We start from the raw sequence: 25,192 nt of genomic DNA on the forward strand, positions 1-25,192 counted from the left end.
CCCGGGCGACCCGCCCGGGCCACCGGCCCCCAGGCGTCCCCGGGTGCGGTCCCGGGGCGGCTCACCTCGAAGGAGAGACATGAGTTCACACCACCACCCGACGGTCTCGGCCAAGCCGATGACCCGTCGCAACCTGCTCAAGGCGCTCGCGGCGTCGTCGGTCGCCGTGGGCGTGGGGGCCGCCCTCGGTCCGTCGGCGGCGAACGCGCTCGGCGGCGCCCTCCCGACGGCGGTCGCGCCGTCCGGCGGGCGCAACCGGCTCGTGCCGGTGAACCGCATCGGCATCCAGCTCTACACCGTGCGGGACAAGGTCAGCTCGCTCGGGTTCCGGGCCGTGTTCGAGGAGCTCGCCGACATCGGCTACTCCGAGATCGAGTTCGCGGGCTACACGCAGGGGAGCGTCGGCGCGATCACCGTGCCGGAGATCCGGCAGCTGCTCGACGACAACGGCCTGCGGGCCGTCGGTGCGCACGTCAACCTCACCCCGGCGAACATCGACGCCGAGATCGAGAAGGCGCTCGCGCTTGGCATGCCGCACCTCGGCCAGGGCGGACCCATCGCGGGCGGCTACGGCGGACCCATCCCCAAGGCGCAGTGGCTCCAGGCCTGCGAGACCTGGAACCAGATGGGCGAGAAGGCCCGCGCGGCGGGGCTCAAGCTCTACTCGCACAACCACGCCCAGGAGTGGGCGTTCACCAGCGACGACCCGAACCAGCGCGTCTACGACCTGCTGTGGGACAACCTCGACCCCGAGCTCGTGTTCTTCGAGATGGACGTCTACTGGGCGTACGTGGGCCGCCACCTGTACCCCGGGTTCGAGCCGATCGACTACGTCACGCGCGACCCGCGCCGCTTCCCGATCCTGCACCTGAAGGACGGCAAGACGAACGAGTCCAGCGGCAACGGCTACGACATCATCGAGTTCGGCGCCGGCGACATCCCCTACCAGGCGTTCCTCTCCCAGCTCCGCGACCGAGGGCAGCGGTTCGGGCTGTACGAGCAGGACAACGCGGCGACCGTGGCCGAGCCCGGCAACGCCCTCAACTCCCTGGGCAACGCCCGCCGCAGCTACGGCGAGATCTCCTCGCTCCGCGGCTGACGCGGACCGACCACACCTGACAAGGAGCATCACATGAAGTGGAAGTGGAAGGTCCCGGCCGCCGCGCTGCTCGCGGTGGCCACGGCCACGGCGGTCGCGCCCGCGGCGCAGGCCGCCGACGTCGAGTGCACGACCGACCTCGGCGACCGGACCGTCAGCGGCGACCTCGTCGTCCCCGGGGGCGCGGACTGCGTCCTCGGTGGCGCGACCGTCGAGGGCGACGTCGTGGTCCAGCCGGGCGGCTGGCTCGACGCGACGTCCGTGACCGTGGGGGGCGAGGTCGTCGCGACCGACGCGTACGGCGTGCTGCTCGACGGCACGAGCGTCGCCGGGGACGTCAGCGTCTACTCGGCGGGCACCCGGAACGGGTTCCTGTACCTCAACGACCTCACCGTCGGGGGGACGTCGCGGCCGGGGGCGTGGACGTCGAGATCAGCGACTCGACCGTCTCCGGCGGGCTGCTCACGCAGGAGGCGAGCTACGTCGACCTGCTGCGCACGTCCGTGCGCGGCGACGCGACGCTCGACGGCTCCGCGTTCGGCGTGACGGTCGCCGGCGCCGTGGTCGGCGGCACGCTCACCGTGAGCAACGGTGCGCGCGACCTGCTCGTCGGCGCGACGGCGTCCGGCGAGGCCGACGAGTGGGGCAACGCGGTCGCGGGCGACCTCGTGCTCAGCGGGAACGCCGGCAACCTGCGGGTCGCGGGCACGGCGATCCAGGGCACGATCCGTGCGACGGGCAACGACCCGGCCGCCGTCCTCGGGCCCGGGAACACCGCGGGCGGCGTCGAGGGCGACCACACCGGCGAGGAGCCGGGGGCTGCGCCCGAGGGCGACCAGGCCGTGGCCGTCACCGTGCCGCAGCAGTCCGGAGGCGAGCTCACGTGGTCGCTCGAGGGCTCGTCGCGCCTCGTCGACCTCGGCGTCGCCGACGAGGAGCTCAGCTACTACCAGGCCCAGGGCCAGCTCGTCCCCGTGCGCGTCCAGGACACGCGCGCGGGCGACCCGGCGTGGTCGGTCACCGGCCAGGTGTCCGACTTCACGGCGGGCGGCCAGACGGTCGACGGCAAGCACCTCGGCTGGACGCCGGGCGTCATCGAGAACGGCGGCGACGCGGTCGCCGGCGCCCCGGTCGCGTCCGGGTTCGACGAGGGCGAGGGCCTCAAGCAGGCGCGCACCCTCGCGCGGGCCGACGAGGGCCACGCGCGCGGCGCGTCCGTGGTCGGGGCCGAGCTCGACCTCAAGATGCCGCTCGACACCCCGCGCGGCACCTACACCGCGACGATCACGCTCACCGCACTGGGCTGATCCCGCGGGACACCGCAGCCCGGCCCGGCACGGGCCGGGCGACCGGTCGGCCACCACGCACGCCGTGGTGGCCGGCCGGTCCGGCGGCTCTCGTCCGAGCCGCCCCACCTGCACCGACGAAGGACCGAGCGCATGACCCACCGCCGCACCTCTCCCGCCCCCGCGTCCCGCGCCCTGCGCGCGCTCGCCGGGCCCCTGCTCGCGCTCGCGCTCCTCGGCGCGCCCGCCGCCGCGGCGCTCCCCGGGGACGCCGCGCCCGCCGCGGCCCCCGGCCACGTCGCGCCCGCCGCGCGGACGGCCGTCGCGACCGACGACGCTCCCACGCCCGACCCGGAGCAGACCGTGCAGTGGGGCGTGCGCCCGGGAGACACCGCCCAGGGCGTCGACCGGCCCAACTTCGCGTACTCGCTCGCGCCCGGCGGCTCGCTGCGCGACAGCCTCGTCGTCTCGAACCACGGCGACACCCCGCTCGCGCTCGCCGTCTACGCCGCCGACGGCTTCCTCACCGACGACGGCACGCTCGACCTCCTCCCCGCAGGCGAGGAGTCGACCGCGCTCGGGTCGTGGATCGCCCTCGACCAGGCCGAGGTCGAGATCCCTCCGCAGGAGCGCGTCGAGGTCCCCTTCACCGTCACCGTGCCCGACGACGCGACCCCGGGCGACTACGCCGCCGGAGTCGTCTCGTCCCTCGTCGTGGTCGCCGAGGACGGCGTCACGACCGACCGGCGGCTCGGCTCGCGCGTGCACCTGCGGGTCCAGGGCGAGCTCGCCCCGGCGCTCGCGGTCGACGACGTGCGGCTCGCCTACGACGGCACGCTCAACCCGTTCGCGCCCGGCAGCGCGACCGTCACGTTCACCGTGACGAACGAGGGCAACGCGCGCGTCGCGCCGGCGACCGCCGTCCGCGTCGACGGCCCGTTCGGGCTCGGCGCGACGTCCGCGACCGACGTCGACGTGCCCGAGCTGCTCCCCGGCTCGTCCGTCGAGCGGACCGTCGAGGTCGACGGCGTCTGGCCGCTCGGTCGCGAGGTCGCGACGTTGACGGTCGGCGGCGAGGTCGTGCCGCTGCCCGGGACGGTGCCTGACCCGGAGGTCGTCGTGCCGGGCGTCGTCGCGACCGCCGCCACCTGGGCCGTGCCGTGGGTCGCGCTCGGCCTCCTCGTCCTCGTGGCGCTGCTCGTCGTCTGGCGCGTCCGCGCGCGGCGCCGGGCGCGGACCGCCCAGCAGCGCGCGGTGGACGCCGCCGTCGCCGCCGCGCTCGCCGAGCGTGCCGCGGGTGGGGCGGACGAGGCGCGGGCCGAGGACTCCCCGAGCGACCCCGACGCTGTGGGCAGCCCGGCACCGGACCACGACCCCGTGGCGAGACCTGCGCCGTGAGGTAACCGGGCCGGAGCGACGGTGGCGGAGACGGTGTCACCTGGCGTGCCTGGGCGGCGCGGTGCCTTCGATACGGTGCGGGGGTGCAGCTCGAGTGGACACAACCGTTCCGGTGGGGCCTCCTCCTGGCTTTCGACGAGCAGGAGTCCTTCGACCTTCCCCCGGACCTCGGCGACGAGGCGATCGCTTCGTCACCTTCCTGCCTGGCCGTGCCGGTGCTCCACGCCGCCGACGTCGACGTCTCGGACGACTGGCCCGACGAGGTGGATCCTCCGTCGGCGACGGTCACCGTGACCGTCGTCGTCGGCGAGCCCCTGCCCACGGGGGTCGCGGAGTTCGACGGACGACTCAGCTGCCCGTCCGGGCGCCTCGCGATCGGGGACGCCGAGAACGAGCGCACCCTCGACGTCCCCCGAGGGCCGCTGCGTGTGCAGGTCGACCGAGAGCCCGCGGAGTATGCGAGCCACGTGACGATGCGCATCGCCGCCTTGGAGCCGGACTGACGCCGGGGAACCGCGGCATGAGTCCGTGGAGCGGTACCGGGCCCGCGCCTGAGCGTCCCCGTCGCGGGGCGCAGGCTCAGCCTCCCGGCCGTGTGACGTCGTCGTGCGGGACGAGCACCTGCACCCCCGGGCGGTCGAGGACGGTCGTCGTCGTGGCGTCGAGCGCGCGCCAGGTCTCGTCGCTGAACCCGTTGCCGGTCGACCGCGCGAGCACGGCGGACGACCCCGACGTCAGGTAGCGCAGCGCCTCCTCCTGCCAGGCGAGGTTCCGACGGCGCGGCACCGGCTCGCCGGCGGCGTCCCGCGCGCCGTGGTCGTACGAGTACCCCGACAGGTCCACCGGGAGCTCGCAGCCGCGCTCGAGGTCGCGGCTCAGCACGTCGAGGACGGCGAGGACCCCGGGGGAGTCGGCGCGGACGCAGCCGTCGTCGGGGAGCGCCGCCGCCACCTCGGCCGTCGGGAACGGGGCGAGGCGCGGTGCGGTCTGCACCGCGGCCACGAGGAGGGCTGTGGCGCCGATGCTCAGGAGCGCCCCCGCCGCGACCCTGCCCGGGCGGGGCAGGAGCGAGCACGCGGCGGCCAGGACGAGGACCAGCGCCGGTGCCGAGAACGCCGCGTACTGCGGGTACGCGGACGGCGAGAGCAGCAGGACGCCGACCTGCACCGCGAGCAGCACGACCCACAGCCGCCCGCGCCGCCCGACCCACGCCGCGACCGCGGCGACCGTCGCCAGCGCCAGCACGGTCCACGCCACCGCGAGCTGCTCCTGCTCCGGCACGAGGTCGCGCAGGCCGCCCGTCCCCGTGAGCCACACGAGCCGCTGCTCGAGGTCCGTCGTCGCCGGGGGTCGGGTGAGCTGGTCGAGCACGACCATGCGGACCATGTCCGACCCCGCGGCGAGGAGGAACGGGCCGAGCACCGCCACCAGCGCGACGACGGCGCCCGCGGCCGCGCGGGCCGCGGTGCGCCACCCGGCGACGGCCAGCAGCCAGAGGAGCACGACGAGCAGCGGCACCACGCCCCAGATCTTGACCGTCGCACCGAGCCCGAGGACGGCCCCGCCCGCCCAGAGCCACGGGCGCTCGCGGCCGGTGCCCTCCTGGCGCCGGTCGAGGCCGCGGAGCAGCAGCACGACCCCGCCGAGCAGGCACAGGGAGCCGAGGGGTTCGAGGAGCGTGAGCCGCTCGGCCCACGCCGCCGCGTACGACAGGGCGTAGAGGACGCCGCCCACGACGGCCGCCGTCGTGCCCCACCGGCGCGCCACGCGCGTCACGAGCACGGCGTTGGCCGCGCCGACGAGCATGATGCCGACGCGCGCTGCGACCAGGGCGTGGTCGTCGCTCGTCCACGTGGTGAGCGCCGCGAAGGGCGTCAGGGCGAGCGTCGAGCCGGGCGGGTGCAGCAGCAGGAAGTCGCGGTAGGGCACGCGGCCGTGCACGAGCGCCACCGCGGCCGAGAAGTACACGCCGTCGTCGTACCCGCGGTACCCGCCGATCCCGGCCGAGCCGCCGACGAGGTGCCACCGCACGAGGAACGCCAGGCCCGCCACGACGGCGGCCACGACCCACCCCCACCGCGCGGCAGCGGGCGCTCGGCGCGGGGCACGGGCTGCCAGGCTCACACCCGCCAGTGTGCGCCGGGGCCGCGGCGGGCGCGCGACGCGTCCCCCTAGCGGGACCCGACCGGGCGCTCCCGGCCGGGCTCCGGCAGGTCGTCGACCGGGGCGGGCGCCGCCGGGCGCGGCAGCGGCCGGACCTGGCCCGCGACCGCGAGCGACAGCACCGTGGCGGCGCAGATCACGAGGAGCGCGTGGCGGGCCCCGACGCCGTCGACCAGCAGGCCGAGCAGCGGGGGAGCGCTGAGCATCGCGACCGTGGAGAACGACGTCGCGACCGCGACGCGGGGTGCGGCGTGCGCGGGGTCGTCGGACGCCGCGGCGATCGCGACGGGGTTCGCGAGCGCCGCACCGCAGCCCCACAGGACGATGCCGACCCACGCGAGCGGCAGCGTGGGCGCGAGGCCGAACACGAGGAGCCCGACGAGCGCGGACGCGCCCGACGCCCGGAGCACCGCGACGCGCCCGAACCGGTCGATGAGCCCGGTGCCCGCGAACCGGAACACCGTCATCGCGCCGACGAACGTCCCGTACGCCACCGCGCCGAGCGCCTCGCGCACGTCGAACCCGTCGACCACGGCGATCGACAGCCAGTTGCCCGCCGAGCCCTCCGAGAGCGACGACGCGAGCAGCACGAGCCCGATGAGGAGGGTGCGCGGCTCGCGCCACGCGGCGAGCGCCGCGCGGACGCCCGCGCCGCGCCGGGGTGCGGGGGCGCCGTCGGCCGCCGCCGTGCGCGCCGCGGCCCGCTCGGGCGCGATCGCCGTCGCGGGCGCGATGAGGAGCGCGCGGGCCGCCGTGACGACGAGCGTGACGACGACGACCTGCGTGGCGATGCCCACGTGCGCCCACGAGAACGCGGCGGCGACGAGCGCCCCGCACGCCGCCCCGATCGAGAAGGCCGCGTGGAAGTGGGGGAGGATCGCGCGCCCGACGTGGTGCTCCACCGACGCCGCGCAGATGTTGATGGGGACGTTGGTCAGCGCGCCGCACATGCCGTTGAGGAACGCGCCCGCCGCGAACACGCCGACGCTGCCGGTCGCCGTGCCGAGCGCGACGAGGCCGAACCCGACGACGTTCGCGGACGTCGCGACGACGAGCGTCGTGCGGCTGCCGAAGCGCGCGACGACCGCGCCCGTCACGACGACGGCCGTGAGGGTGCCGACCCCGCCCACGACGAGCAGCGCGCCGAGCTGGCCCGAGCTCAGCCCGAGCGCCTCGCGCACCGACGGCAGGCGGCTCATCCACGACGTGCCGATGACGCCGAACAGCGCGAACTGCACCATGAGCGCCCACCGCGCGCGCGAGACCACGGCGCGGTCCGTCAGGGCGCGCGCCGTCCCGGAAACCGGAGGGTTTGTTGACACTTGCCCGAGTCTACGGAGCGGGCGGGCCCCCGGGCCTCCGTTTTCCGGGGCGGCGACCCGTCAGAGGCGGACGGTCCCCGCGACGCACGTGACGCTCGACCCGCCGACCCAGACGGTCCCGGCGCCGTCGCGCTCGACGTGCACGCGCCCCGCCCGGCCGAGCGCGGCGCCCTGGGCGGCGACGTAGTGCCCGGGGAGGCGCCCGTCGCGCGTGAGCCACTGCCCGACGACGGCGTTGAGGCTCCCGGTGACCGGGTCCTCGGGGATGCCCATGGCGAGCGCGAACCCGCGCACCTCGACGGCGGTGCCGTCGGGGCCGCCGTCGTCCCCGTGCAGGCCGGCGACGCCCACCGAGAGGTCGGGGTGCTCCGCGCGCAGCCGGGTCCAGTCGGGCGTCAGCCCCGCGACGCGCGCGGCGGAGTCGAGCAGGACGACGCGCCAGCCCGGCCCGTTGTCGAGCACGCGGTGGTCGAGCACGGCCTCGTCGGGGACGCCGAGCGCGGCGACGATCGCCGCGAGGTCGTCGGCCGGGACCGGCTCGTCGGCGAGCAGCGCGGGCGCGGCGAACGCGAGCCGCTCCGTGCCCTCCTCGCGCCGGATCGTCACGAGCCCGACGCCGCACTCCTGCACGACGACGTCCCCCGCGCGCGGGCTGCCGCCCGCCTCGAGCCACGCGTGGCACGACCCGAGCGTCGGGTGGCCCGCGAACGGCAGCTCGCCCGCCGGGGTGAAGATCCGCAGGCGGTAGTCGGCGCCGCCTGCGGCGCCGTCGGGCGTGGGCGGCAGGAGGAACGTCGTCTCGGAGATGTTGGTCCAGCGCGCGAAGGCGGCCATCTGCTCGTCCGTGAGGCCGACGGCGTCGAGCACGACCGCGACGGGGTTCCCGAGGGTCGGCGTGCGGGTGAAGACGTCGACCTGGGCGAACGGGCGGGACGCGGTCCGGTCGGCGATGTCTCCGTGGCGTGCGGTCATGCCGTGAGCGTACGTCCCCGCTGATGGGAGCACTTTTGTCGACGGTGCGACGGAAGTTGTAGACACATCGATAGAACGGGGGCTAGCCTGTCCAGCGTTGTCATCGACGGGGCCAGGCAGGGGTTACGCTCCGTGGACTCGTAGTCCGACCGAGTAAGGAGCAACGATGCTCGAACGCACCAGCCTGCCGGTGTCCCGCCGGATCAGGTACCGACGCGGCGCGGCCGCCCTCACCCTCGGCGCGCTGGTCGTCGCGGGCTGGGCCGTCCCCGCCGCGGCCGATCTCCCCGAGCAGGAGCCCGGCGTCACGCTGCGGACCTTCCAGCTCGCGCAGAACCCCGGCGGGGTCTGCACCCTGAAGTCCGGGCAGACGCCCAACGTCGACAAGCTCATGCCGACCATCGACTGGTCCACGGCCGAGCAGTTCGGCGCCGAGGACAACTTCATCTCGCAGGTGAGCGCAAACCTGCACGTCCCGGCGGACGGCCAGTACCAGTTCCGCGTGACCAACGACGACGGCGCGCTCGTCTACATCGACGGCCAGCTCGTCCTCGAGAACGACGGCCCCAACGACTCGACCTCCGTCGAGGGCAGCGCGACGCTCACCGCAGGCGTGCACGACCTGCGGGTCGACTACTACGAGGGCAGCGACAAGCAGCGCCTCACGCTCGCGTGGAAGACGCCGGGCAGCTCCTCCTTCCAGGTGATCCCGACCTCGGCGCTCAGCACCGAGGCCGGCGTCGTGCGCGTGACCGCGCCCGGCTACAAGTACTGCGAGGGCGCGACCGACACGGCCGGCGACGGCCTGCGGCTCGACTCCGTCAACCCCAACTACGAGCTCGTCGACCTGCGCCCCGCGGGCTTCGAGCCCAAGGTCTCCGGCCTGGCGTTCACGCCGGACGAGCAGCTCGCCGTCGTGACCACGGGCGAGGTCAGCTCCGGCGGCTGGCGCCCCGACCCGGTGTCCGGCGAGGTGTACTTCCTCGACGGCGTCACCACGGCCGACGGCCCCGAGGACGTCACGGCGACGCTCGTCGCGGACGAGCTCCTCAACCCCATGGGCATCGAGGTCGTCGAGGACTCGATCTTCGTCTCGGAGCGGTACCAGCTCACGCAGCTCACCGACCCCGACGGCGACGGCTTCTACGACACGCACACGAAGATCGCGGAGTGGCCCGACGGCGGCAACTTCCACGAGTTCGCGTTCGGCCTGATCCACGACGAGGACTACTTCTACGTCAACCTCTCCGTGGCCATCAACAACGGCGGCGCCACGACGAACCCGCAGCCCGCGGCCAACCGCGGCACGTCGATCAAGATCGACCGCGAGACGGGCGAGGTGAGCTACGTCGCGGGCGGCCTCCGCACGCCGAACGGCATCGGCTTCGGCCCCGAGGGCGAGATCTTCGCGACGGACAACCAGGGTGCCTGGCTGCCGTCGAACAAGCTCATCCACATCCAGCAGGACAAGTTCTACAACCACTACACGAACCCGGCCGGGCCGTTCGACTCGAACCCCGTCGCCCCGCCGGCCGTGTGGCTGCCGCAGAACGAGATCGCCAACTCCCCGGGCAACCCGATCCTCGTCGAGGACGGCGAGTTCGCGGGCCAGATGCTGCTCGGCGACGTCACGTACGGCGGCATCCAGCGCGCGTTCCTCGAGAAGGTCGACGGCGAGTTCCAGGGTGCGGTCTTCCGCCACACCGCGGGCCTCGAGGTCGGCGTGAACCGCGTCATCTACGGCCCCGACGGCGCGCTCTACGCCGGCGGCACCGGTGAGGGCGGCAACTGGGGCGAGTCCGGCAAGCTCCGGTTCGGCCTCCAGAAGCTCGTCCCCGTCAACGAGGACTCCTTCGACATGAAGGAGATGCGCGTGGTCGAGGGCGGCTTCGAGATCGAGTACACCGACCCGGTCTCCGACGAGGTCGTCGAGAACCTCGCCGACGCGTACCAGATCAAGCAGTGGCGCTACGTGCCGACGCAGCAGTACGGCGGCCCGAAGGTCGACGAGCAGCCGCTCTTCGTCACGGACGCCCAGGTGTCCGAGGACCGCACGACCGTCACGCTGAAGATCGACGGTCTCAAGCCCGGCCACGTCGTCTACGTCCGGTCCCCGCGCCCGTTCGCATCGGCCGACGGCGCGGAGCTCCTCAGCACCGAGGCCTGGTACACGCTCAACTCGCTGCCCGGCTACGTCGCCCCGGCCGACCGCGGCTGGTACGAGGCGGAGCTGGCCCAGCCTCTCGGCGGCTCGAGCATCGGCTCGGACCACAGCAACTACTCCGGCTCCGGCTTCGCCGCGGGCATGACGAGCGTCGGCTCCGGCCGCACGTTCTCCGTGACCGTCCCCGAGGCGGGCACCTACCCGGTGAACGTGCGCTACGCCAACGGCATCCACCCGTACACCGAGCTGCGGTCCAAGAACGTCTCGCTCCACGTGAACGGCCAGGACCTCGGCCAGTGGAACTTCCCGACGACGGGGAGCTGGAAGGACTGGGGCGTGCAGACGCGCGACCTCGAGCTCCAGGCGGGAACGAACACCATCACGCTCGCGTACGAGACGGGCGACCAGGGCAACATCAACATCGACGTGCTCTCGATCGGCGAGAACCCGGACATCTGCACCCCGGGCGAGGTCGAGGACGGCTACACCGCCCTCTTCGACGGCACCCTCGCGAGCCTCCAGGAGGGCTGGCGCATGGCCGGTCCGGGTGGCTTCGGCCGCCAGGAGGACTGCTCGATCCAGGGCGCGGGCGGCATGGGCCTGCTCTGGTACAACCAGGAGCTCGGGGACAGCTACAGCCTGAAGCTCGACTGGAAGCTCCTCAAGGACGACAACGGCGGTGTCTTCGTCGGGTTCCCGAACCCGGGCGACGACCCGTGGGTGGCCGTCAACAAGGGCTACGAGATCCAGATCGACGCGACCGACGCGGCCGACCGCACCACGGGCGCCGTCTACACGTTCCAGGGCGCCGACGCCGCGGCCGTCGAGGCCTCGCTCAAGCCGGTCGGCCAGTGGAACGCGTACGACATCCGCGTCGAGGGCGACCGCATCCGCATCTACCTCAACGACGTGCTGGTCAACGACTTCACGAGCACCGACCCGGCCCGCCTGGTCAACAGCTTCGTGGGGATCCAGAACCACGGCAACGGCGAGATGGTCAACTACCGGAACATCCGGTTCAAGGAGCTGACCGACGAGCCCGTCGAGGAGCTCGCGATCTCGACGACGGTCCAGACCCGCTGCCTCGCGGGCAAGGTCTACGTCGCGGTCCGTGCCACGAACGACGACACGGTGCCGGCGGACGTCACGCTCACGACGCCGTTCGGGACGAAGACGGTGACCGGCGTCCAGCCGGGTGCCTCCGCGTACCAGTCGTTCGCGACGCGTGCCACGTCGGTCGAGGCCGGCGTCGCGCAGGTCTCCGCGACCGGTGACGGCCGGACGTTCGAGGCGGACGCCGCCTACGAGGCCGTCAGCTGCGGCTGAGCCGATGACCCGGGGCGGGCGGCGTGAGCCGTCCGCCCCGGGTCGCACCGGGCGGGGGCGGCGGCACGAGCCGCCCCCGCCCGACCCGTCTCGTCCGGCGCCCGGCAGGGCGTCCCCGCAGGGCGGAGCGCGGTCCGACGGCGCTCCCACCCTCGCGTAGGGTGCTCACGTCCGCGCGCTGCCGCACGGACGCAACGCACGAACGTCGTGGGCGAGCCGGCCGAGGCCGACCCCACGACTCCCCGACGAGTTCCCGACGAGGGGAGCCCCCATGACGCTCGGACGCCTCCTGCACCGGACCGGACGGTTCGCCGCCCGCCGCCGGGGCGCGGTCCTCGTCGTCTGGGCCGTCCTCCTCGTCGCGGGCGCCGTGCTCGGCGGGGCGGTCTTCGACAAGACCTCCGACGTCGACCCCGCCCCGCCGGGCAGCGCGTCCGCCCTCGCGGCGCAGCGCCTCGAGGAGCTCGCCCCCGAGGGCGAGACCGTCGTCGCGGTGCTGTCCGGCCGCGACCACTTCTCCGCCGACCTCATCGCCCAGGCGAGCGAGGTCATGCACGGCATCCGCGCGATGCCCGGGGTCGTCGAGCTCTCCGACGCCTACACCGGCGGCGGGCTCATCGCCGACGACGCGCAGGGCTCGCTCGTCGTCGTCGAGCTCGACCCCGCGCTGTCCGACGACGAGGCGCTCGCCCTCGCGCACCGCGTCGCCGACGCGCTGCACAGCGTCGACACCCCCGAGGTGCTCGTGGGCGGCGCGCTGCTCGCGGAGGAGGCGTTCGTCGAGCAGGCCATCACCGACGCCGCGGTGGGCGAGGGGATCGCGATCGCGGTGCTCCTCGTCGTGCTCGTCGTCGTCCTCGGCGGCCTGCGGGCCGGCCTGGTCCCGCTGCTCTCCGCGCTCGCCGCGATCGCGGTCGCGCTGCTCGTGCTCAGCGGGCTGCTCGGCGTGGTGCCCGTCAACGAGTTCGCCGTGAACGTCGTGACGCTGCTCGGTCTCGGCCTCACGGTCGACTACTCGCTGCTCGTGCTCGCGCGCTTCCGCGAGGAGCGCGCCGCGTCCCCGGGCCTCCCGCTCGACGAGCTCGTCGGGCGCACGCTCGCGACCGCCGGCCGCGCCGTGCTCGCCTCCGGCCTCGCGGTCGCCATCTCGCTCGCCGGGCTCCTCCTGCTCGGTGACTCCCTGCTCTCCGGCATGGCGGTGGGCGGCGCGATCGTCGTGCTCGTCGCGACCGCCGCCGGGCTCACGCTCGTCCCCGCGCTCGTCGCGACGTGGCACCGCGCGATCCCCGCGCCGGGCGCGCGCACCTGGTCCCACCCGTGGACGGGCCGCGGCGGCGCCGGCACGCTCGGCCGGCTCGCGCGCACCGCGCAGCGCCACGCCGTGCTCGTCACGCTCGGCGCGACGGCGCTCCTGCTCGCGCTCGCCGTGCCCCTCGGCTCGCTCACGCTCGGCAGCTCGGAGGTCCGCTCGCTGCCCGCCGACGCCGAGGCGCGCCTCGCCGCCGACGCCACCATCTCCCGCTTCGCCGACCTCGGCGTCGCGCCCGTCACCGTGCTCGTGGAGGGCCCGGTCGACGACCCGGCGGTGCCCGACCTCCTCGACCGGGCCGCCGCCCTGCCCGGTGTCGAGGACGCCATGCAGGACACCGGCTACCCGCCCGAGGTCACCGTCGTCGACCTCACGCCCGACGTCGGCCCGGGCGGTGACGCGACGGCCCAGGAGGCGCAGGACCTCGTGCACGCCGTGCGCGCCCTCGACACCGACCTGGAGGTGCGGGTCGCCGGACCGGCCGCCGAGGTCGTCGACACCCAGGAGCACCTCGCGCAGCGGCTCCCGCTCGCCGCCGGGGTCGTGGTGCTCGCGACCTTCGTGCTGCTCTTCCTGCTCACCGGCTCGCTCGTGGTGCCGCTCAAGGCCCTCGTGCTCAACCTCCTCACGCTCGCGGCGACGCTCGGCGTCCTCGTCTCCGTGTTCCAGCACGGCGTCGGCGCCTCGCTCCTCGGGTTCGAGCCGTGGGGCGCGCTCGACGTCACGACGCCCCTGCTCGTCGGCATGCTCGTGTTCGGCCTGTCCACCGACTACGAGGTCTTCCTGCTGTCCCGCACCGCGGAGGAGTGGCGCGCCCGCACGCCCGGCGAGGACCCGCGCGTCGCGAACGACCGGGCCGTGCTCCGCGGCATCACCGCGTCCGGCCCGGTCGTCACGACGGCGGCCGTCGCCATCGGCATCGTGTTCCTCGGCTTCGCGGCGGGAGAGCTCGTCGCGATGAAGGAGGTCGGCGTCGGCATGGCCGTCGCCGTGCTCCTCGACGTCACCGTCGTGCGCGGGCTGCTGCTGCCCGCGACGATGACGCTCCTGGGCCGGTGGAACTGGTGGCCCTCCTGGCGCGGGGGAGAGCCCGGGCCCACCGAGGGAGAGCCCGGGTCCGCGGAGGGAGAGCCCGGGTCCGCCGAGGTAGAGCCCGGGTCTGCCGAGGTAGAGCCGAGGTCGGTCACACGTCGCGCATGACCTCGGTGACGAAGCGCGCGGAGCGCTCGCGGAGGCCGTCGACGCGGAGCTCGACGAACAGCTCGCGCATCGACTCGTCGTCGCCCATCTCGGTGCGGGTGGGCGCCCGGCGGACGTTCTGCGAGCAGAGGAACTGCGTGCAGATGAGGGTGCCGACGGTGTTGCCGCGGCGCCCGGCGGCCCCGGCGCGGCGCGCCACGTAGAGGCTGACGTCGTCCGTCACGACGACGTCCTCGCACCACGCGCACACGGCGCGCTTGCGCCGTCCGCCCGTCTTGGCGTCGGTCGAGCGCAGCAGGACGCCGCGCGGCTCGTCGTCGACCTCCACGACGGCGTACGCGAGGAGCGGGGCCTTGCGGTCGCGCCACCCGAGGTAGTCGAGGCGGTCCCAGTCGAGCGTGTCGAGGTCGGGGAGGGTCGCCTGCGCGGCCTCGCGCTTGGACGCGTTGACGAACGACGCGCGGATCTGCTTCTCGGTCAGGGGGTTCATGGGTTCGCTGCTTCCGTGTCAGGACGGTCCGCGGCCCGGCGGGCGTGCACGACGACGCGTGCTCGCCCGGGCGCACGACGGCGCCGCCGGGGGCGGGGAGGACGGCGTGCCCGCAGCCGTCGCGTCGTGACCGGCGCGGCCGCGACGACGGGGTCGTCGGACGGCGGTGCGCCCCGGAGCGAGGCGGGCGTCGGGGACGACGGCCCGCGGCCCGGTGGTCTCAGCGGGTGACGGTGCGGGGGGAGAGGGCGCCCGAGCAGGCCGCCATGGCCACCTCGCAGCCTGCGGTGCCGTGCATCCGCGTCTCCTCGTCCCGTGCGGCGCGCCGGCGGCGCGATCCTGACTCGTGGTCGTGCCCATCCGGCACGACGGACGGCTGCCCTCGGCAACCGTCACCCTCGATGGTGCGCCTCGGCCCCCGCCGTCGTCAACGTGATTGCCGCCCGGGCCGCCACGCACCCCGCTCGACGGCCGACGCCGTCCCTCAGGACGTGGCCCAGACGCCCAGCTCGTTGCCGCTCGGGTCGAGGAAGTGGAACCGGCGGCCGCCGGGGAACTCGTACGGGCCCTCGACCACCTCGCCGCCCGCGTTCCGGACGGCGGCGAGCGTCGCGTCGAGGTTCTCGGAGAACAGCAGGACGAACGGACCGCCGCGGGTCACGTCGCCCGACTCGGCCAGACGCAGACCGCCGGCCTCGTCCGCGCCGGACTCCGCCGCCGTGCGGATCCCGGCGTACCCGGGGCCGTAGGGGACGAACTCCCAGCCGAAGGCCGCGCCGTAGAACGCCTGCGCGGCGGCGAGCTCGGTCACGGGGAGCTCGACGTAGTCGATGGAGTGGTGGATGCCGTGCGCGTGGTTGCTCATGCGCCCATCGTGACGTGGGCCACCCACGGGCCACCCGCGGGCCGCCCGCCGGCACCACCGCGGCGGGTGCTTCCCCGGTGACCTTCGGCCCCGCCCGGGTGACGAAGTGCCGGGCCCGGCGAGCGGGTCGCTCGGCCAGACTCGGGGGTTCCGCCGTCCGCCGTCCGGGAGGAACTCCGTGCCCGTCGCCCTGCCGTCCCCGTCCGAGACCGCCGCACCCGCCGGGGAGCGGCTGGTGTCCGTGGAGGTGGTGGTGCCGTCCGGGGTGTTCTGGGCGGGGGAGGCGCGGAGCGTGACGGTCCCGGCGGCGTCGGGCACGCTGGGCATCCTGCCGCGGCACCAGCCGGTCGCGGCGTCGCTCATGGCGGGCCGGGTGCGTCTGCGCACCCCGGACCGCCCGACGGCCGAGCTGCGGATCGGGGGCGGGTTCCTCGTCGTCGACCAGGACGAGGTGACGATCCTCGCCGACGACGCGACATGGGTGCGCGCTCGGTAGCCCGCTACGCGGGGTCGGTCGTCGTCCCGAGCTGCACGACGACGACCCGGTGCCCGTCGGGGTCGTGGACGTGCGCGAACCGGTCGCCGGTCTCGGCGTCGGCGTCGGGCCCGACGAACGGCTCGACCCCGGCCGCGGCGAGGCGTGCGAGGGTCGCGTCGAGGTCGTCGACGTAGAGCACGAGGTTGGGCAGGCCGTGACGCACGAGCGGGGCGCCGCCCTCGGGGAGCGGCACGAGCCACAGACCCGGCTCGTCGACGCGCCCCGGGCCGACGTGGAGGAGCGGGAACCCCTCGGTCTCTCCCTGGAACAACGTGCGGAAGCCGAACCCGTCGGCCCAGAACGCGGCGCTCGCGTCCAGGTCGTGGCAGAGCAGGACCGTGCGCCCGATCGTCGTCGTCATGCGACGAGCCTAGGGCGCACCGCCGACGCCGCGCCCGCGGGGGGCCGGCCTCCCGGGGCGCGCCCGCGCCGTCGGGCATACCGTGGACGGCATGGCGACCGACGGCGGCATCCGCAGGACGATCAGCGACCTCGTGGCGCAGGAGCGCGAGCTCCGCGAGCAGCTCGCGCAGGGGGAGATCACCGGGGGCGAGGAGCACGAGCGGCTCCGGGCGATCGAGGTCGAGCTCGACCAGTGCTGGGACCTGCTGCGCCAGCGCGGCGCCGCCCGGGAGTTTGGCCGCGACCCCGATGCGGCGACGGTGCGAGACCCCGGTACGGTGGAGAACTACCTGGACTGATCGCCGACGGCGACGTCCGGCTCCCGTTCCGACCTCAGAAGGAGAACCCCATGACCACGTCCAGCGAGCAGGCGGCGCACAGCCCCCTCCCCACCGGGACCGAAGGGCGCGACATCCCCGGTCACGCGGGCGCGGTCGCACGGTTCGTCGTGGCGTTCGCGCTGTTCGTCGGCGGGCTCGTGCTCATGGGCTCGGGCATGTCCGGCGTCGACGGCGGTGTGTGGCTCTTCGTGGGCGGCCTCGCCGCGGCGACGCTCGCCTTCGCCCTCCCGATGGCGGGCACGGGCACGACCGAGCGCTGACACCCTCGACACGGAGGCCGGGTCCCGACGGGACCCGGCCTCCGGCGTCTCCCGGGGTCAGCCGAGCGTGGCCCGGACGGCCTTCGCCGCGGTGACGAGGTGCTCGAGCGACGGCACGGTCTCCTCGTAGCGGCGGGTCTTCAGGCCGCAGTCCGGGTTGACCCAGACGACGCGCGGGTCGATCGACTTCACCGCGAGCTCCAGCAGCTCGGTGACCTCCTCCGTCGAAGGCACGCGCGGGCTGTGGATGTCGTAGACGCCCGGCCCGATGCCGCGGGAGTACCCGGCGTCGCGCAGCTCCGGCACGATCTCCATGCGCGAGCGCGCCGCCTCGACCGACGTCACGTCGGCGTCGAGGCCGTCGATCGCGCCGATGACCTCGCCGAACTCCGAGTAGCACAGGTGCGTGTGGATCTGCGTCGCCGCCTCCACGCCCGACGTCGCGAGCCGGAACGACCCGACGGACCAGTCGAGGTACGCCGGCTGGTCCGCGCGGCGCAGCGGCAGGAGCTCGCGCAGCGCGGGCTCGTCGACCTGGACGATCCCGATGCCGGCGGCCTCGAGGTCCGCGATCTCGTCGCGCAGCGCGAGGCCCACCTGGTTCGCCGTGTCGCCGAGCGGCTGGTCGTCGCGCACGAACGACCACGCGAGGATCGTCACCGGCCCGGTGAGCATGCCCTTGACGGGCTTCTCGGTGAGCGACGCCGTGTACGCGGACCACTCGACGGTGATCGGCGCCGGGCGCGTCACGTCGCCCCACAGGATCGGCGGGCGCACGCAGCGCGACCCGTACGACTGGACCCAGCCGTTCGCCGTGACGGCAAACCCGTCGAGGTGCTCCGCGAAGTACTGCACCATGTCGTTGCGCTCCGGCTCGCCGTGCACGAGCACGTCGAGGCCCAGCTCCTCCTGGAGCGCGACGACGCGCGCGATCTCCTCGCGCATCGCGGTCGTGTAGTCCGCGTCCGCGAGCTCGCCCTTCGTCCACAGCGCGCGGGCGCGGCGGATCTCGGGCGTCTGCGGGAACGACCCGATCGTCGTCGTGGGCAGCAGCGGCAGGTTCAGGCGCGCCTCCTGCGCCGCCGCGCGCTCGGTGTACGCGCCGCGCGCGAAGTCCGCGTCGGTCAGCGCGGCCGCGCGCTCGCGCACCGCGGGCACGACGACGCCGCTCGCCTCCGCGCGTGACGCCACCGCCGCGCGGGACGCCTCGATCTCCTCCGCGACGGCGTCGCGACCCTCCGTGAGGGCCCGGGCGAGCGTCGCGACCTCGCCGACCTTCTGGTCCGCGAACGCGAGCCAGTCGCGCAGGCGCGGGTCGAGCGTCGTGCCCGACGCCGTGCCGGGCTCGGCGAACGTCTCGTCCTCGACGTCGTGCGGCACGTGCAGCAGCGACGTCGACGTGCCGACGGCGACCGCGCCCGCACCGAGGCTGCGCGCGGCGGTCAGCGTGTCGAGCTTTGCCGAGAGGTCGGCGCGCCACACGTTGTGCCCGTCGATCGCGCCGACGACGAGCGTCTTCGTCAGGAGGTCGTCGTAGGGCGAGTCCGGAAGGTCCGCACGGACGGCGTCGATCGCGATCGCTTCGACGTCCGTGCCCGCGAGGGTCGCCAGGAAGTCGAAGGTCGCGCCGTCGCCGTCCGGCGACGTCTCCAGCCCGCCGAACGGCGTGGCGACGAGGATCGCGGGCCGCGCGTCCTGCGCCGAACCAGGGGTTGCCGCCGGGTTTGCGGACGAGGCCGCCGAAGACCCCGGGCTCGGCACCGGGCGGAGGTCGGTCGCGAGGGCGCGGTACGCGGACCCCACGGCGGCGGCGAGCTCGGTGAACGGCACGTCGACCGAGTCGGTGACGAGGATCGGCTCGTCGAGCTGGACCCACGGCGCCCCCGCCGCGGCGAGCGCGCGCAGCAGGTCGGCGTAGGCGGCGACGACGTCGTCGAGGCGGTCGAGCGGCGAGTACCCGGCGGGCGCGTCGTCCGCGGCCTTGGACAGCGCGAGGAACGTGACCGGCCCGACGACGACGGGCCGCGTCACGACGCTTGCCTCCTTGGTCTCGACGAACTCGCGGACGACGCGGTCGTCGACGAAGCGGATCGGGGTGTCCGGGCCGATCTCGGGGACCAGGTAGTGGTAGTTGGTGTCGAACCACTTGGTCATCTCGAGCGGGGCGTCGTCCCCCTGGCCGCGCGCCACGGTGAAGTAGCCCGCGAGGTCGAGGCGGCCGGCGTCGTCGGTGAGCGACGCGAACCGCGACGGGACCGCCCCGAGGGCCGCGGCGACGTCGAGCACCTGGTCGTAGAAGGAGAACGACCCGGGGACCGAGGCGTCGTCGGCGCCGAGGCCGAGGTCGACGAGCCGGCGGACGGTCGCGAGGCGCAGCTCGCGGGCCGTGGCCTCGAGCTCGTCGGCCGACGTCTTGCCGGCCCAGAACGCCTCGACGGCCTTCTTCAGCTCGCGGCGGCGCCCGATGCGCGGGTAGCCGAGCACGGTGCCGGCGGGAAAACCGACCGGGTTCTGGGTAGGGGAGGGTACGGAAGTGGCCATGATCGAAACCTCTTGCTGGTCCGGAGGACCGGTCAGACGGGCGCGCCGTGCGTGGCGGCGCTCGTCGTGGGCAGGGAGGTGCCGGTGACCCACGGCCCGCTGGCCAGGTCCGGGACGAGCGGGGCGGCGGCGGCGCTGGCGCCGCCCCCGGTCCCGACCGACCCGCCGCCGAGGTGGACACCCTCGAGCAGGTCAAGAGCGGCGCGGTGCTTGTTGAACGTGTACACGTGCAGACCGGGCGTGCCCGCGTCGAGGACGCGCTGCGCGAGGTCGACCGAGTACGCGATCCCGTAGGCGTGCTGCGCCTCCGGGTCGGGCAGGGCGTCGAGCGCGTCCAGCAGGTGCTGGGGCGCGCGCACGCCCGTGAGCTCCTCGACGCGACGGAGCCGCGCGGGCTCCGTCGTGGGCAGCAGCCCGGCGAGGATGGGGATCGTCACGCCGGCCGCGCGGGCCTCGGCGACGAAGTCGGTGTACGACGACGCGTCGTAGAAGAGCTGCGTGATCGCGAAGCTCGCGCCGGCCTGCTGCTTCTGCCAGAGGCGGCGCACCTCCTGGGTGCGCGTCGTGCCGGCGGCGGGGTTCCCGTCGCAGAACGTCGCGACGGCGATCGTCAGCGGCCGGGCTGCGCCGCGCAGCGCGACGGCGGGGTCGGACGCGCAGCGCGACGCCTCGACCTCGCGCAGCAGCGCGACGAGCTCGGTCGACGACCGGACGCCGTCGGGCGCGGGCTGCCAGTCCGGCTGGTCGCGCGGCGGGTCGCCCCGCAGCGCGAGGAAGCTCCGCACGCCCTCGTCGAGGAAGTCGGTGATGACCGACTCCACGTCCTCGCGCGACGCCCCGACGCACGTGAGGTGTGCGATCGGCAGCACGGGCGTGCCCTGGAGCAGGCGTCCGACGACCTGGCGCGCGGTCGCGCGGTCGGTGCCCGCGGCGCCGTACGTCACGGACACGAAGTCGGGGTGCGTCGCGACGAGACGGCGTGCCGTCTCCCAGAACTTCGGGGCCGCGTCCGGTCGGCGCGGGGGCATGAGCTCGAACGACACCGTCGGCCGAGGACGGCCCGGACGGTGCGCGAAGGATGCCTCTGAGGTCATGCGTCACTCCATCGACCCTGGCGTTAGCACCTTTGTCCTCGGGAGGCTTCCGTCGGCGGGTTGCTGCGGTGTCGTCGAGCCAGGACTCTCGACCGCTCTGGATGGTTGGCACGATCCTACGACCCATCCGACATGCGGTCGAGAGCGCCCGCCAGGTGAGATGCGGAGGGATCGGCCGGAGGCGTAGCGGCGCCCCGCGCTACGGATCTCAGGCTCTCTACGCTACGAATTTCAGGTTTCCTACGCTACAGATTTCAGGTGCTCGAGCGAGGTCCCAGACACCGACCATGGCGACGGGTCGTCGTCGGCCTTGCAGGTCTCAGGCCCTCCGGCGCTCGGGCACGTGCAGGCGGCGGAGGAACCGGTCGGTGCGCAGCGGCGGCCCGCGCCGGTCGAGGAGCGACACGACGACGACGGTCGCCGTCGCGAGCGGGATGGTCCAGGCGGCGGGCTGGGCGAGCAGGGCGCGCACGACGCCGGGGACGCCGTCGGCCGTGCTGCCGGACGGGCTCCCGTACCCCGCAGCGACGAGCGCGGACGACGCGAGCAGCGCCGTCGCGCACAGGACGGCGCCCACGACCATGCCCGCCACCGCGCCGCGCGCGGTGAGGCCGCGCCACCACACGCCGAGCAGGATCACGGGGGACAGGGCCGACGCCGCGAAGACGAACACCGTCCCGACGCTCGTCACGAGGCCCTGCGGGATGGTGACGAGCGCGAACGCGAGCGGGATGAGCGTGCACGCGACCGCCGACCAGCGGAAGGACCGCACGGTGCCGCCGAACAGGTCCTGGCTCACGACGCCCGCCAGAGCGACCACGAGCCCCGACGACGTCCCGAGGAACGCGGCGAACGCCCCGGCGACGACGAGCGCGGCGAGGAGCTCGCCGCCGAGCCCGGGCACGAGGCGGGTCGGCAGCGTGAGGACGACGGTGTCCGCCACCCCGGGCGCCGCGAGGTCGGGCGCGACGACCCGCGCCACGAGCCCGAGCGTGCTCGACACCATGTAGAACACGCTGATCATGACGAGCACGACGACGGTCGTGCGGCGGGCCGAGCCGCCGTCGGGCGAGGTGTAGAAGCGCACGAGGACGTGCGGCAGGCCGGTCGTGCCGAGCAGGAGGGCGAGCAGGAGCGAGACGGTGGCGTACGCGTCGAGGCCGCCCGGCCCGGCCTCGTGGGGGAACACGGCGGCGGGGTCGAACGTGACGACGGCGCCGCCGGGCTCGAACGCCCCGCCGAGCGCCATGAGCACGAAGACGAGCGGCACCGCGAGCGCGGTGAGCTTGACCCAGAACTGGAACGCCTGGACGAACGTGATGGAGCGCATCCCGCCCGCGGCGACGACGGCGCTCACCACGACCGCGATCCCCACCGAGCCGACCCACGGCGGCACCGCGGCCACGCTCGTGATGACGAGCGCCGCCCCGTGGAGCTGCGGCACCACGTAGAGCCACCCGATGACGAGCACGAGCACGCTCGTCACGCGGCGCGCGACCACGGAGTCGAGCCGGGCGTGCACGAAGTCGGGGATCGTGTACGCGCCGCTGCGCCGCAGGGGGCCCGCGACGAACAGCAGGACGAGCAGGTAGCCCGCCGCGTACCCCACGGGGAACCAGAACGCCTCCGCGCCGGACAGCAGCACGAGGCCGGAGAGCCCGAGGAACGTGCCCGCAGACAGGTACTCGCCGCTGATCGCCGACGCGTTCCAGACCGGCCGCACGGTGCGCGACGCGACGAAGAAGTCGCTCGTGGTGCGCGAGATCCGCAGGCCGTAGAACCCGATGAGGCCGGTGGCGAGCAGGAGCAGCGCGATCGCGACGAGGGGCAGCGCGCTGGTCACGGCGCACCGCCGTCGTCGGGGCCGGGCTCGTCGGGCCCGCCCGCGCCCTCGGCGAGCGCGCGGTACCGGCGCTCGTTGCGCGCCGCCGCGACCGCGAAGACGACCGCGAACGCGACGATCACCGGGTAGAAGCCGTACGCGTGCACGAGCCACGGCAGCGGCACGCCGAGCAGCACGACGTCGTCCAGCGCGGGCACGCCGCTCATCGTCACCGTGAGCAGCGTGACGACCGCGAGGAACGACGCCACGCACGCCAGCCCGAGCCGGAGCTGGGCCCGCACGAGCCCGCGCGTGTAGGCGGTCGCGGCGTCGTCCGGCTCGCCGGAGCGTGCCGTGCCCGACGGCGCCCCACCCCCGGGACGGCGCCCTCACCGGGGCCGGGGCGAGGGCCGGGGCGCGCCGCGGGGAGGTCGGTGGACCGGACGCGCACGCGCGCGTCCCGACGCGGGTCGGTGCCCGTCACGGCGCGCCCCGGTGCGGCCCGAGGAGCGCCTCGCGCACGGCGGGCACCATGCGGCGGCTCACCGGGACCTCGTGCCCGGCGACGACGAGCGCGGGCTGCGCCCCGCCGAACCGCGCCGCGGTCACGGCCGCGCGGTCCACGAGGTACGACCGGTGCACGCGCAGGAACCCCGCGGGCGCCCACCGCTCCTCGAGATCGGAGAGCGGCTCGCGCACGAGGAACTGCTCGGTGTCCGTCACGAGCCGGGAGTAGTCGCCCTGCGCCTGCACCCACCGCACCGCGCTGCGCCGGACGAGCCGCGTCGTCGTGCCGACCGTCACGACGAGCGTCTCCTCGGCCGGGGCCGCACCGCCCGCCGGGTCGCCGGCAACCGGCGGTGGAGCGGCGGCGCTCGCGGACGGTGCCGCCGCGTCGGTCGCGGGGGTGCGCCCCGCCGCGGTGCGCTCCGCGACCCGTTCGACGACGCGGTCGACCGCGCGCGTGAGCCGCTCGCGCCGCACGGGCTTGAGCACGTAGTCGACGGCCTCGACGTCGAACGCCTCCAGGGCGCGCGCCTCGTCGGCGGTGACGAACACGACCGCCGGGCGGTCGGCGAACCGCGAGAGCGCGCGGGCGAGGTCGAGGCCGGTCAGCCCCGGCATGTGGATGTCGAGGAACGCCGCGTCCACCGTGCGCGACGAGAGCTCGCGCAGCGCCTCGGACCCGCTCGCGACCCCGCGCACGGTGCGCACGCGCGGGTCGCGGCGGAGCAGGGCCACGAGCTCGTCGAGCACGGGCCGCTCGTCGTCGGCGACGAGCACGTCCAGCCCGACGGCGTCGCCCGCCCCTCCGGGGAGACCGCCGGCCGGAGCCGGGTCCGGGGTGGTCACGGCACGCTCACCTCCGTCTCGTGCAGCGGCTGCGACCGCGGGACGCGCAGCCGCACGAGCGTGCCCGAGCCGGGCGCGGTCTCGATGTCGAGCGCGTGGTCGTCGCCGTAGAGCTGGCGGACGCGCGTGTCGACGTTGCGCAGGCCCACGTGCGTCGTGTCGCGCGACGTGAGGAGCTCACGCACGACGGCCGGGTCCATGCCGACGCCGTCGTCCTCGACCGTGATCTCCGTCTGGGTGCCCTCGTCGCGCGCGGTGATGACGATCGTCCCGCCGTGCTCGCGCGGCTCCAGGCCGTGGCGCACGGCGTTCTCGACGAGGGGCTGCACGGAGAGGAAGGGGATGACGGCCGTCAGCGACTCCGGCGCGATCTGCAGGGTGACGGCGAGGCGCTCGCCGAACCGGGCGCGCTCGAGCTCGACGTAGGAGTGGATCGAGCGCAGCTCGTCGGCGAGGGTCGTGAAGTCGCCGCGCCCGCGGAACGAGTAGCGCGTGAAGTCGGCGAAGTCGAGCACGAGGTCGCGCGCCCGCTCGGGGTCGGTGCTGATGAACGACGCGATGGCACCGAGCGCGTTGTAGACGAAGTGCGGGCTGATCTGGGCGCGCAGCGCGCGGAGCTCGGCCTGCGCGAGCGCCGTGCGCGACGCCTCCAGCTCGGCGAGCTCGAGCTGCGCCGCGCACCACTGCGCCACCTCGCCCGTCGCGCGCACGAGCGGTGGCCGCACGGTGTCGGCGAACGCCACGACGACGCCGGCGACGCGCCCGCCCGCGACGACGGGCGCCCCGACGGCGTCCTCGACGTCGCCGCTCTCGACGTGGCGCCGTCCCGTCGCGAGGACGCGCTCGGCGACGCGCCGCGCGTCGGGCTCGAGCGTCGAGCTCCCGTCGAGGGCGACCGCGCCGTCCGCCGTGACGACGGCGAGCGCGTCGGCGCCGAGGAGCTGGCGCAGGGAGCGGGCCGTGCGGCCGACGTCGTCGCCGTCGAGCCCGTCGCGCAGGTGCGTCGCGGCGCGCGACGCGAGGTGGAGGGTGCGGAACGTCGCCCGGTCGGAGTCGCTCCCGAGCTCGCGCGACCCGCGTGCGAGCCGCCAGGCGAGCACGAGCCCGAGGGTGAGCAGGACGCCCACGACGAGACCGGCGGCGGCGCCGGCGAACACGGGCCCGGACATGCAGTGATCGTATCCAGCGCGGCGTCACCTACCCCGGTGAGGCAGATAAGGTTAGGCAGTCCTATCCCATGACGAAGG

Annotated in this window: 21 protein-coding genes and 1 riboswitch; of the genes, 9 read left to right on the top strand and 12 right to left on the bottom strand. The window is 74.8% G+C overall.

Translation table 11 applies throughout. The annotated features are described in order from the left end of the window. Positions 1-79 precede the first annotated feature (79 nt). The 4 genes from B8281_RS04405 to B8281_RS04420 all read left to right on the top strand — a co-directional run bounded on the left by B8281_RS04405 (position 80) and on the right by B8281_RS04420 (position 4,286). Positions 80-1,099, top strand: coding sequence for a sugar phosphate isomerase/epimerase (locus B8281_RS04405; RefSeq protein ID WP_034651214.1), 1,020 nt, complete (start codon positions 80-82; stop codon positions 1,097-1,099). A gap of 419 nt (positions 1,100-1,518) precedes the next feature. After that, a complete protein-coding gene (locus B8281_RS04410; protein ID WP_085387019.1) occupies positions 1,519-2,406 on the top strand; it encodes a hypothetical protein in 888 nt (295 codons plus the stop codon). A gap of 132 nt (positions 2,407-2,538) precedes the next feature. Next, on the top strand, positions 2,539-3,783 hold the full coding sequence (locus B8281_RS04415; protein ID WP_085387020.1) for a WxL protein peptidoglycan domain-containing protein: 1,245 nt from the start codon (positions 2,539-2,541) through the stop codon (positions 3,781-3,783). An 83-nt stretch (positions 3,784-3,866) separates the two neighbouring features. Next, positions 3,867-4,286 (top strand): hypothetical protein, encoded by a 420-nt coding sequence (locus B8281_RS04420; RefSeq protein WP_085387021.1) that lies wholly within the window; start codon positions 3,867-3,869, stop codon positions 4,284-4,286. Between the two features lie 76 nt (positions 4,287-4,362). Here B8281_RS04420 and B8281_RS04425 read toward each other — a convergent pair whose 3' ends face one another. The 3 genes from B8281_RS04425 to B8281_RS04435 are packed head-to-tail and all read right to left on the bottom strand — an operon-like array spanning position 4,363 to position 8,240. Beyond that, complete coding sequence (locus tag B8281_RS04425; protein ID WP_198163143.1) at positions 4,363-5,907, bottom strand: glycosyltransferase 87 family protein; 1,545 nt, start codon at positions 5,905-5,907, stop codon at positions 4,363-4,365. A gap of 47 nt (positions 5,908-5,954) precedes the next feature. Beyond that, positions 5,955-7,268 carry a sugar MFS transporter gene (locus tag B8281_RS04430; RefSeq protein WP_157446555.1) on the bottom strand — a complete coding sequence of 438 codons (1,314 nt, stop codon included), beginning with the start codon at positions 7,266-7,268 and terminating at the stop codon, positions 5,955-5,957. A gap of 60 nt (positions 7,269-7,328) precedes the next feature. After that, positions 7,329-8,240, bottom strand: a complete 912-nt coding sequence (locus B8281_RS04435; RefSeq protein WP_085387024.1) for a PhzF family phenazine biosynthesis protein — start codon at positions 8,238-8,240, stop codon at positions 7,329-7,331. 166 nt (positions 8,241-8,406) lie between these two features. Here B8281_RS04435 and B8281_RS04440 point away from each other — a divergent pair, with 166 nt between their 5' ends. Both B8281_RS04440 and B8281_RS04445 read left to right on the top strand, forming a co-directional pair. Then, complete coding sequence (locus B8281_RS04440; protein ID WP_085387025.1) at positions 8,407-11,730, top strand: family 16 glycoside hydrolase; 3,324 nt, start codon at positions 8,407-8,409, stop codon at positions 11,728-11,730. 271 nt (positions 11,731-12,001) lie between these two features. Continuing rightward, a complete protein-coding gene (locus B8281_RS04445) occupies positions 12,002-14,239 on the top strand; it encodes an efflux RND transporter permease subunit (RefSeq protein WP_085387026.1) in 2,238 nt (745 codons plus the stop codon). Here the strand turns inward: B8281_RS04445 and B8281_RS04450 are convergent. Further along, positions 14,223-14,729 (bottom strand): FBP domain-containing protein, encoded by a 507-nt coding sequence (locus B8281_RS04450; protein WP_021483431.1) that lies wholly within the window; start codon positions 14,727-14,729, stop codon positions 14,223-14,225. The genes B8281_RS04445 and B8281_RS04450 overlap by 17 nt on opposite strands. A gap of 484 nt (positions 14,730-15,213) precedes the next feature. Next, positions 15,214-15,594, bottom strand: coding sequence for a VOC family protein (locus B8281_RS04455; RefSeq protein ID WP_085387027.1), 381 nt, complete (start codon positions 15,592-15,594; stop codon positions 15,214-15,216). Positions 15,595-15,772: 178 nt separating this feature from the next. Between B8281_RS04455 and atpC the strand changes: the two genes are divergently transcribed. Next, positions 15,773-16,090: an ATP synthase F1 subunit epsilon gene (atpC, locus tag B8281_RS04460; protein ID WP_198163144.1), complete on the top strand. Its 318-nt coding sequence runs from the start codon at positions 15,773-15,775 to the stop codon at positions 16,088-16,090. A 4-nt stretch (positions 16,091-16,094) separates the two neighbouring features. On the opposite strand, the gene B8281_RS04465 is transcribed toward atpC, so the two are convergent. Next, positions 16,095-16,493: a VOC family protein gene (locus B8281_RS04465; protein ID WP_085387028.1), complete on the bottom strand. Its 399-nt coding sequence runs from the start codon at positions 16,491-16,493 to the stop codon at positions 16,095-16,097. A 91-nt stretch (positions 16,494-16,584) separates the two neighbouring features. Here B8281_RS04465 and B8281_RS04470 point away from each other — a divergent pair, with 91 nt between their 5' ends. Together B8281_RS04470 and B8281_RS04475 are read left to right on the top strand one after the other, a co-directional pair. Beyond that, complete coding sequence (locus tag B8281_RS04470) at positions 16,585-16,833, top strand: DUF2630 family protein (protein WP_085387029.1); 249 nt, start codon at positions 16,585-16,587, stop codon at positions 16,831-16,833. A 50-nt stretch (positions 16,834-16,883) separates the two neighbouring features. Next, the gene (locus tag B8281_RS04475; protein WP_021483231.1) at positions 16,884-17,135 is read left to right on the top strand and encodes a hypothetical protein; all 252 of its coding nucleotides are present in this window, start codon (positions 16,884-16,886) and stop codon (positions 17,133-17,135) included. 57 nt (positions 17,136-17,192) lie between these two features. On the opposite strand, the gene metE is transcribed toward B8281_RS04475, so the two are convergent. The 6 genes from metE to B8281_RS04505 all read right to left on the bottom strand — a co-directional run bounded on the left by metE (position 17,193) and on the right by B8281_RS04505 (position 25,114). Further along, the gene (gene metE, locus B8281_RS04480; RefSeq protein ID WP_085387030.1) at positions 17,193-19,676 is read right to left on the bottom strand and encodes a 5-methyltetrahydropteroyltriglutamate--homocysteine S-methyltransferase; all 2,484 of its coding nucleotides are present in this window, start codon (positions 19,674-19,676) and stop codon (positions 17,193-17,195) included. Positions 19,677-19,708: 32 nt separating this feature from the next. Further along, the gene (locus B8281_RS04485) at positions 19,709-20,770 is read right to left on the bottom strand and encodes a methylenetetrahydrofolate reductase (protein WP_043655337.1); all 1,062 of its coding nucleotides are present in this window, start codon (positions 20,768-20,770) and stop codon (positions 19,709-19,711) included. A gap of 5 nt (positions 20,771-20,775) precedes the next feature. Beyond that, a riboswitch (SAM riboswitch) is annotated at positions 20,776-20,878 on the bottom strand. Between the two features lie 211 nt (positions 20,879-21,089). Continuing rightward, entirely contained in the window at positions 21,090-22,613 is a 1,524-nt protein-coding gene (locus B8281_RS04490) for a cation acetate symporter (RefSeq protein ID WP_085387031.1), read from the bottom strand. Further along, entirely contained in the window at positions 22,610-22,894 is a 285-nt protein-coding gene (locus B8281_RS04495; protein ID WP_194521499.1) for a hypothetical protein, read from the bottom strand. The genes B8281_RS04490 and B8281_RS04495 overlap by 4 nt, the downstream gene beginning before the upstream one ends. 178 nt (positions 22,895-23,072) lie before the next feature. Next, positions 23,073-23,882 carry a LytTR family DNA-binding domain-containing protein gene (locus B8281_RS04500; protein ID WP_076404598.1) on the bottom strand — a complete coding sequence of 270 codons (810 nt, stop codon included), beginning with the start codon at positions 23,880-23,882 and terminating at the stop codon, positions 23,073-23,075. 59 nt (positions 23,883-23,941) lie between these two features. Beyond that, positions 23,942-25,114: a sensor histidine kinase gene (locus tag B8281_RS04505; protein WP_085387032.1), complete on the bottom strand. Its 1,173-nt coding sequence runs from the start codon at positions 25,112-25,114 to the stop codon at positions 23,942-23,944. Positions 25,115-25,192: the final 78 nt, after the last annotated feature.

It is taken from the genome of Cellulosimicrobium sp. TH-20, from assembly GCF_002105775.1.
Classification (GTDB): domain Bacteria; phylum Actinomycetota; class Actinomycetes; order Actinomycetales; family Cellulomonadaceae; genus Cellulosimicrobium; species Cellulosimicrobium funkei.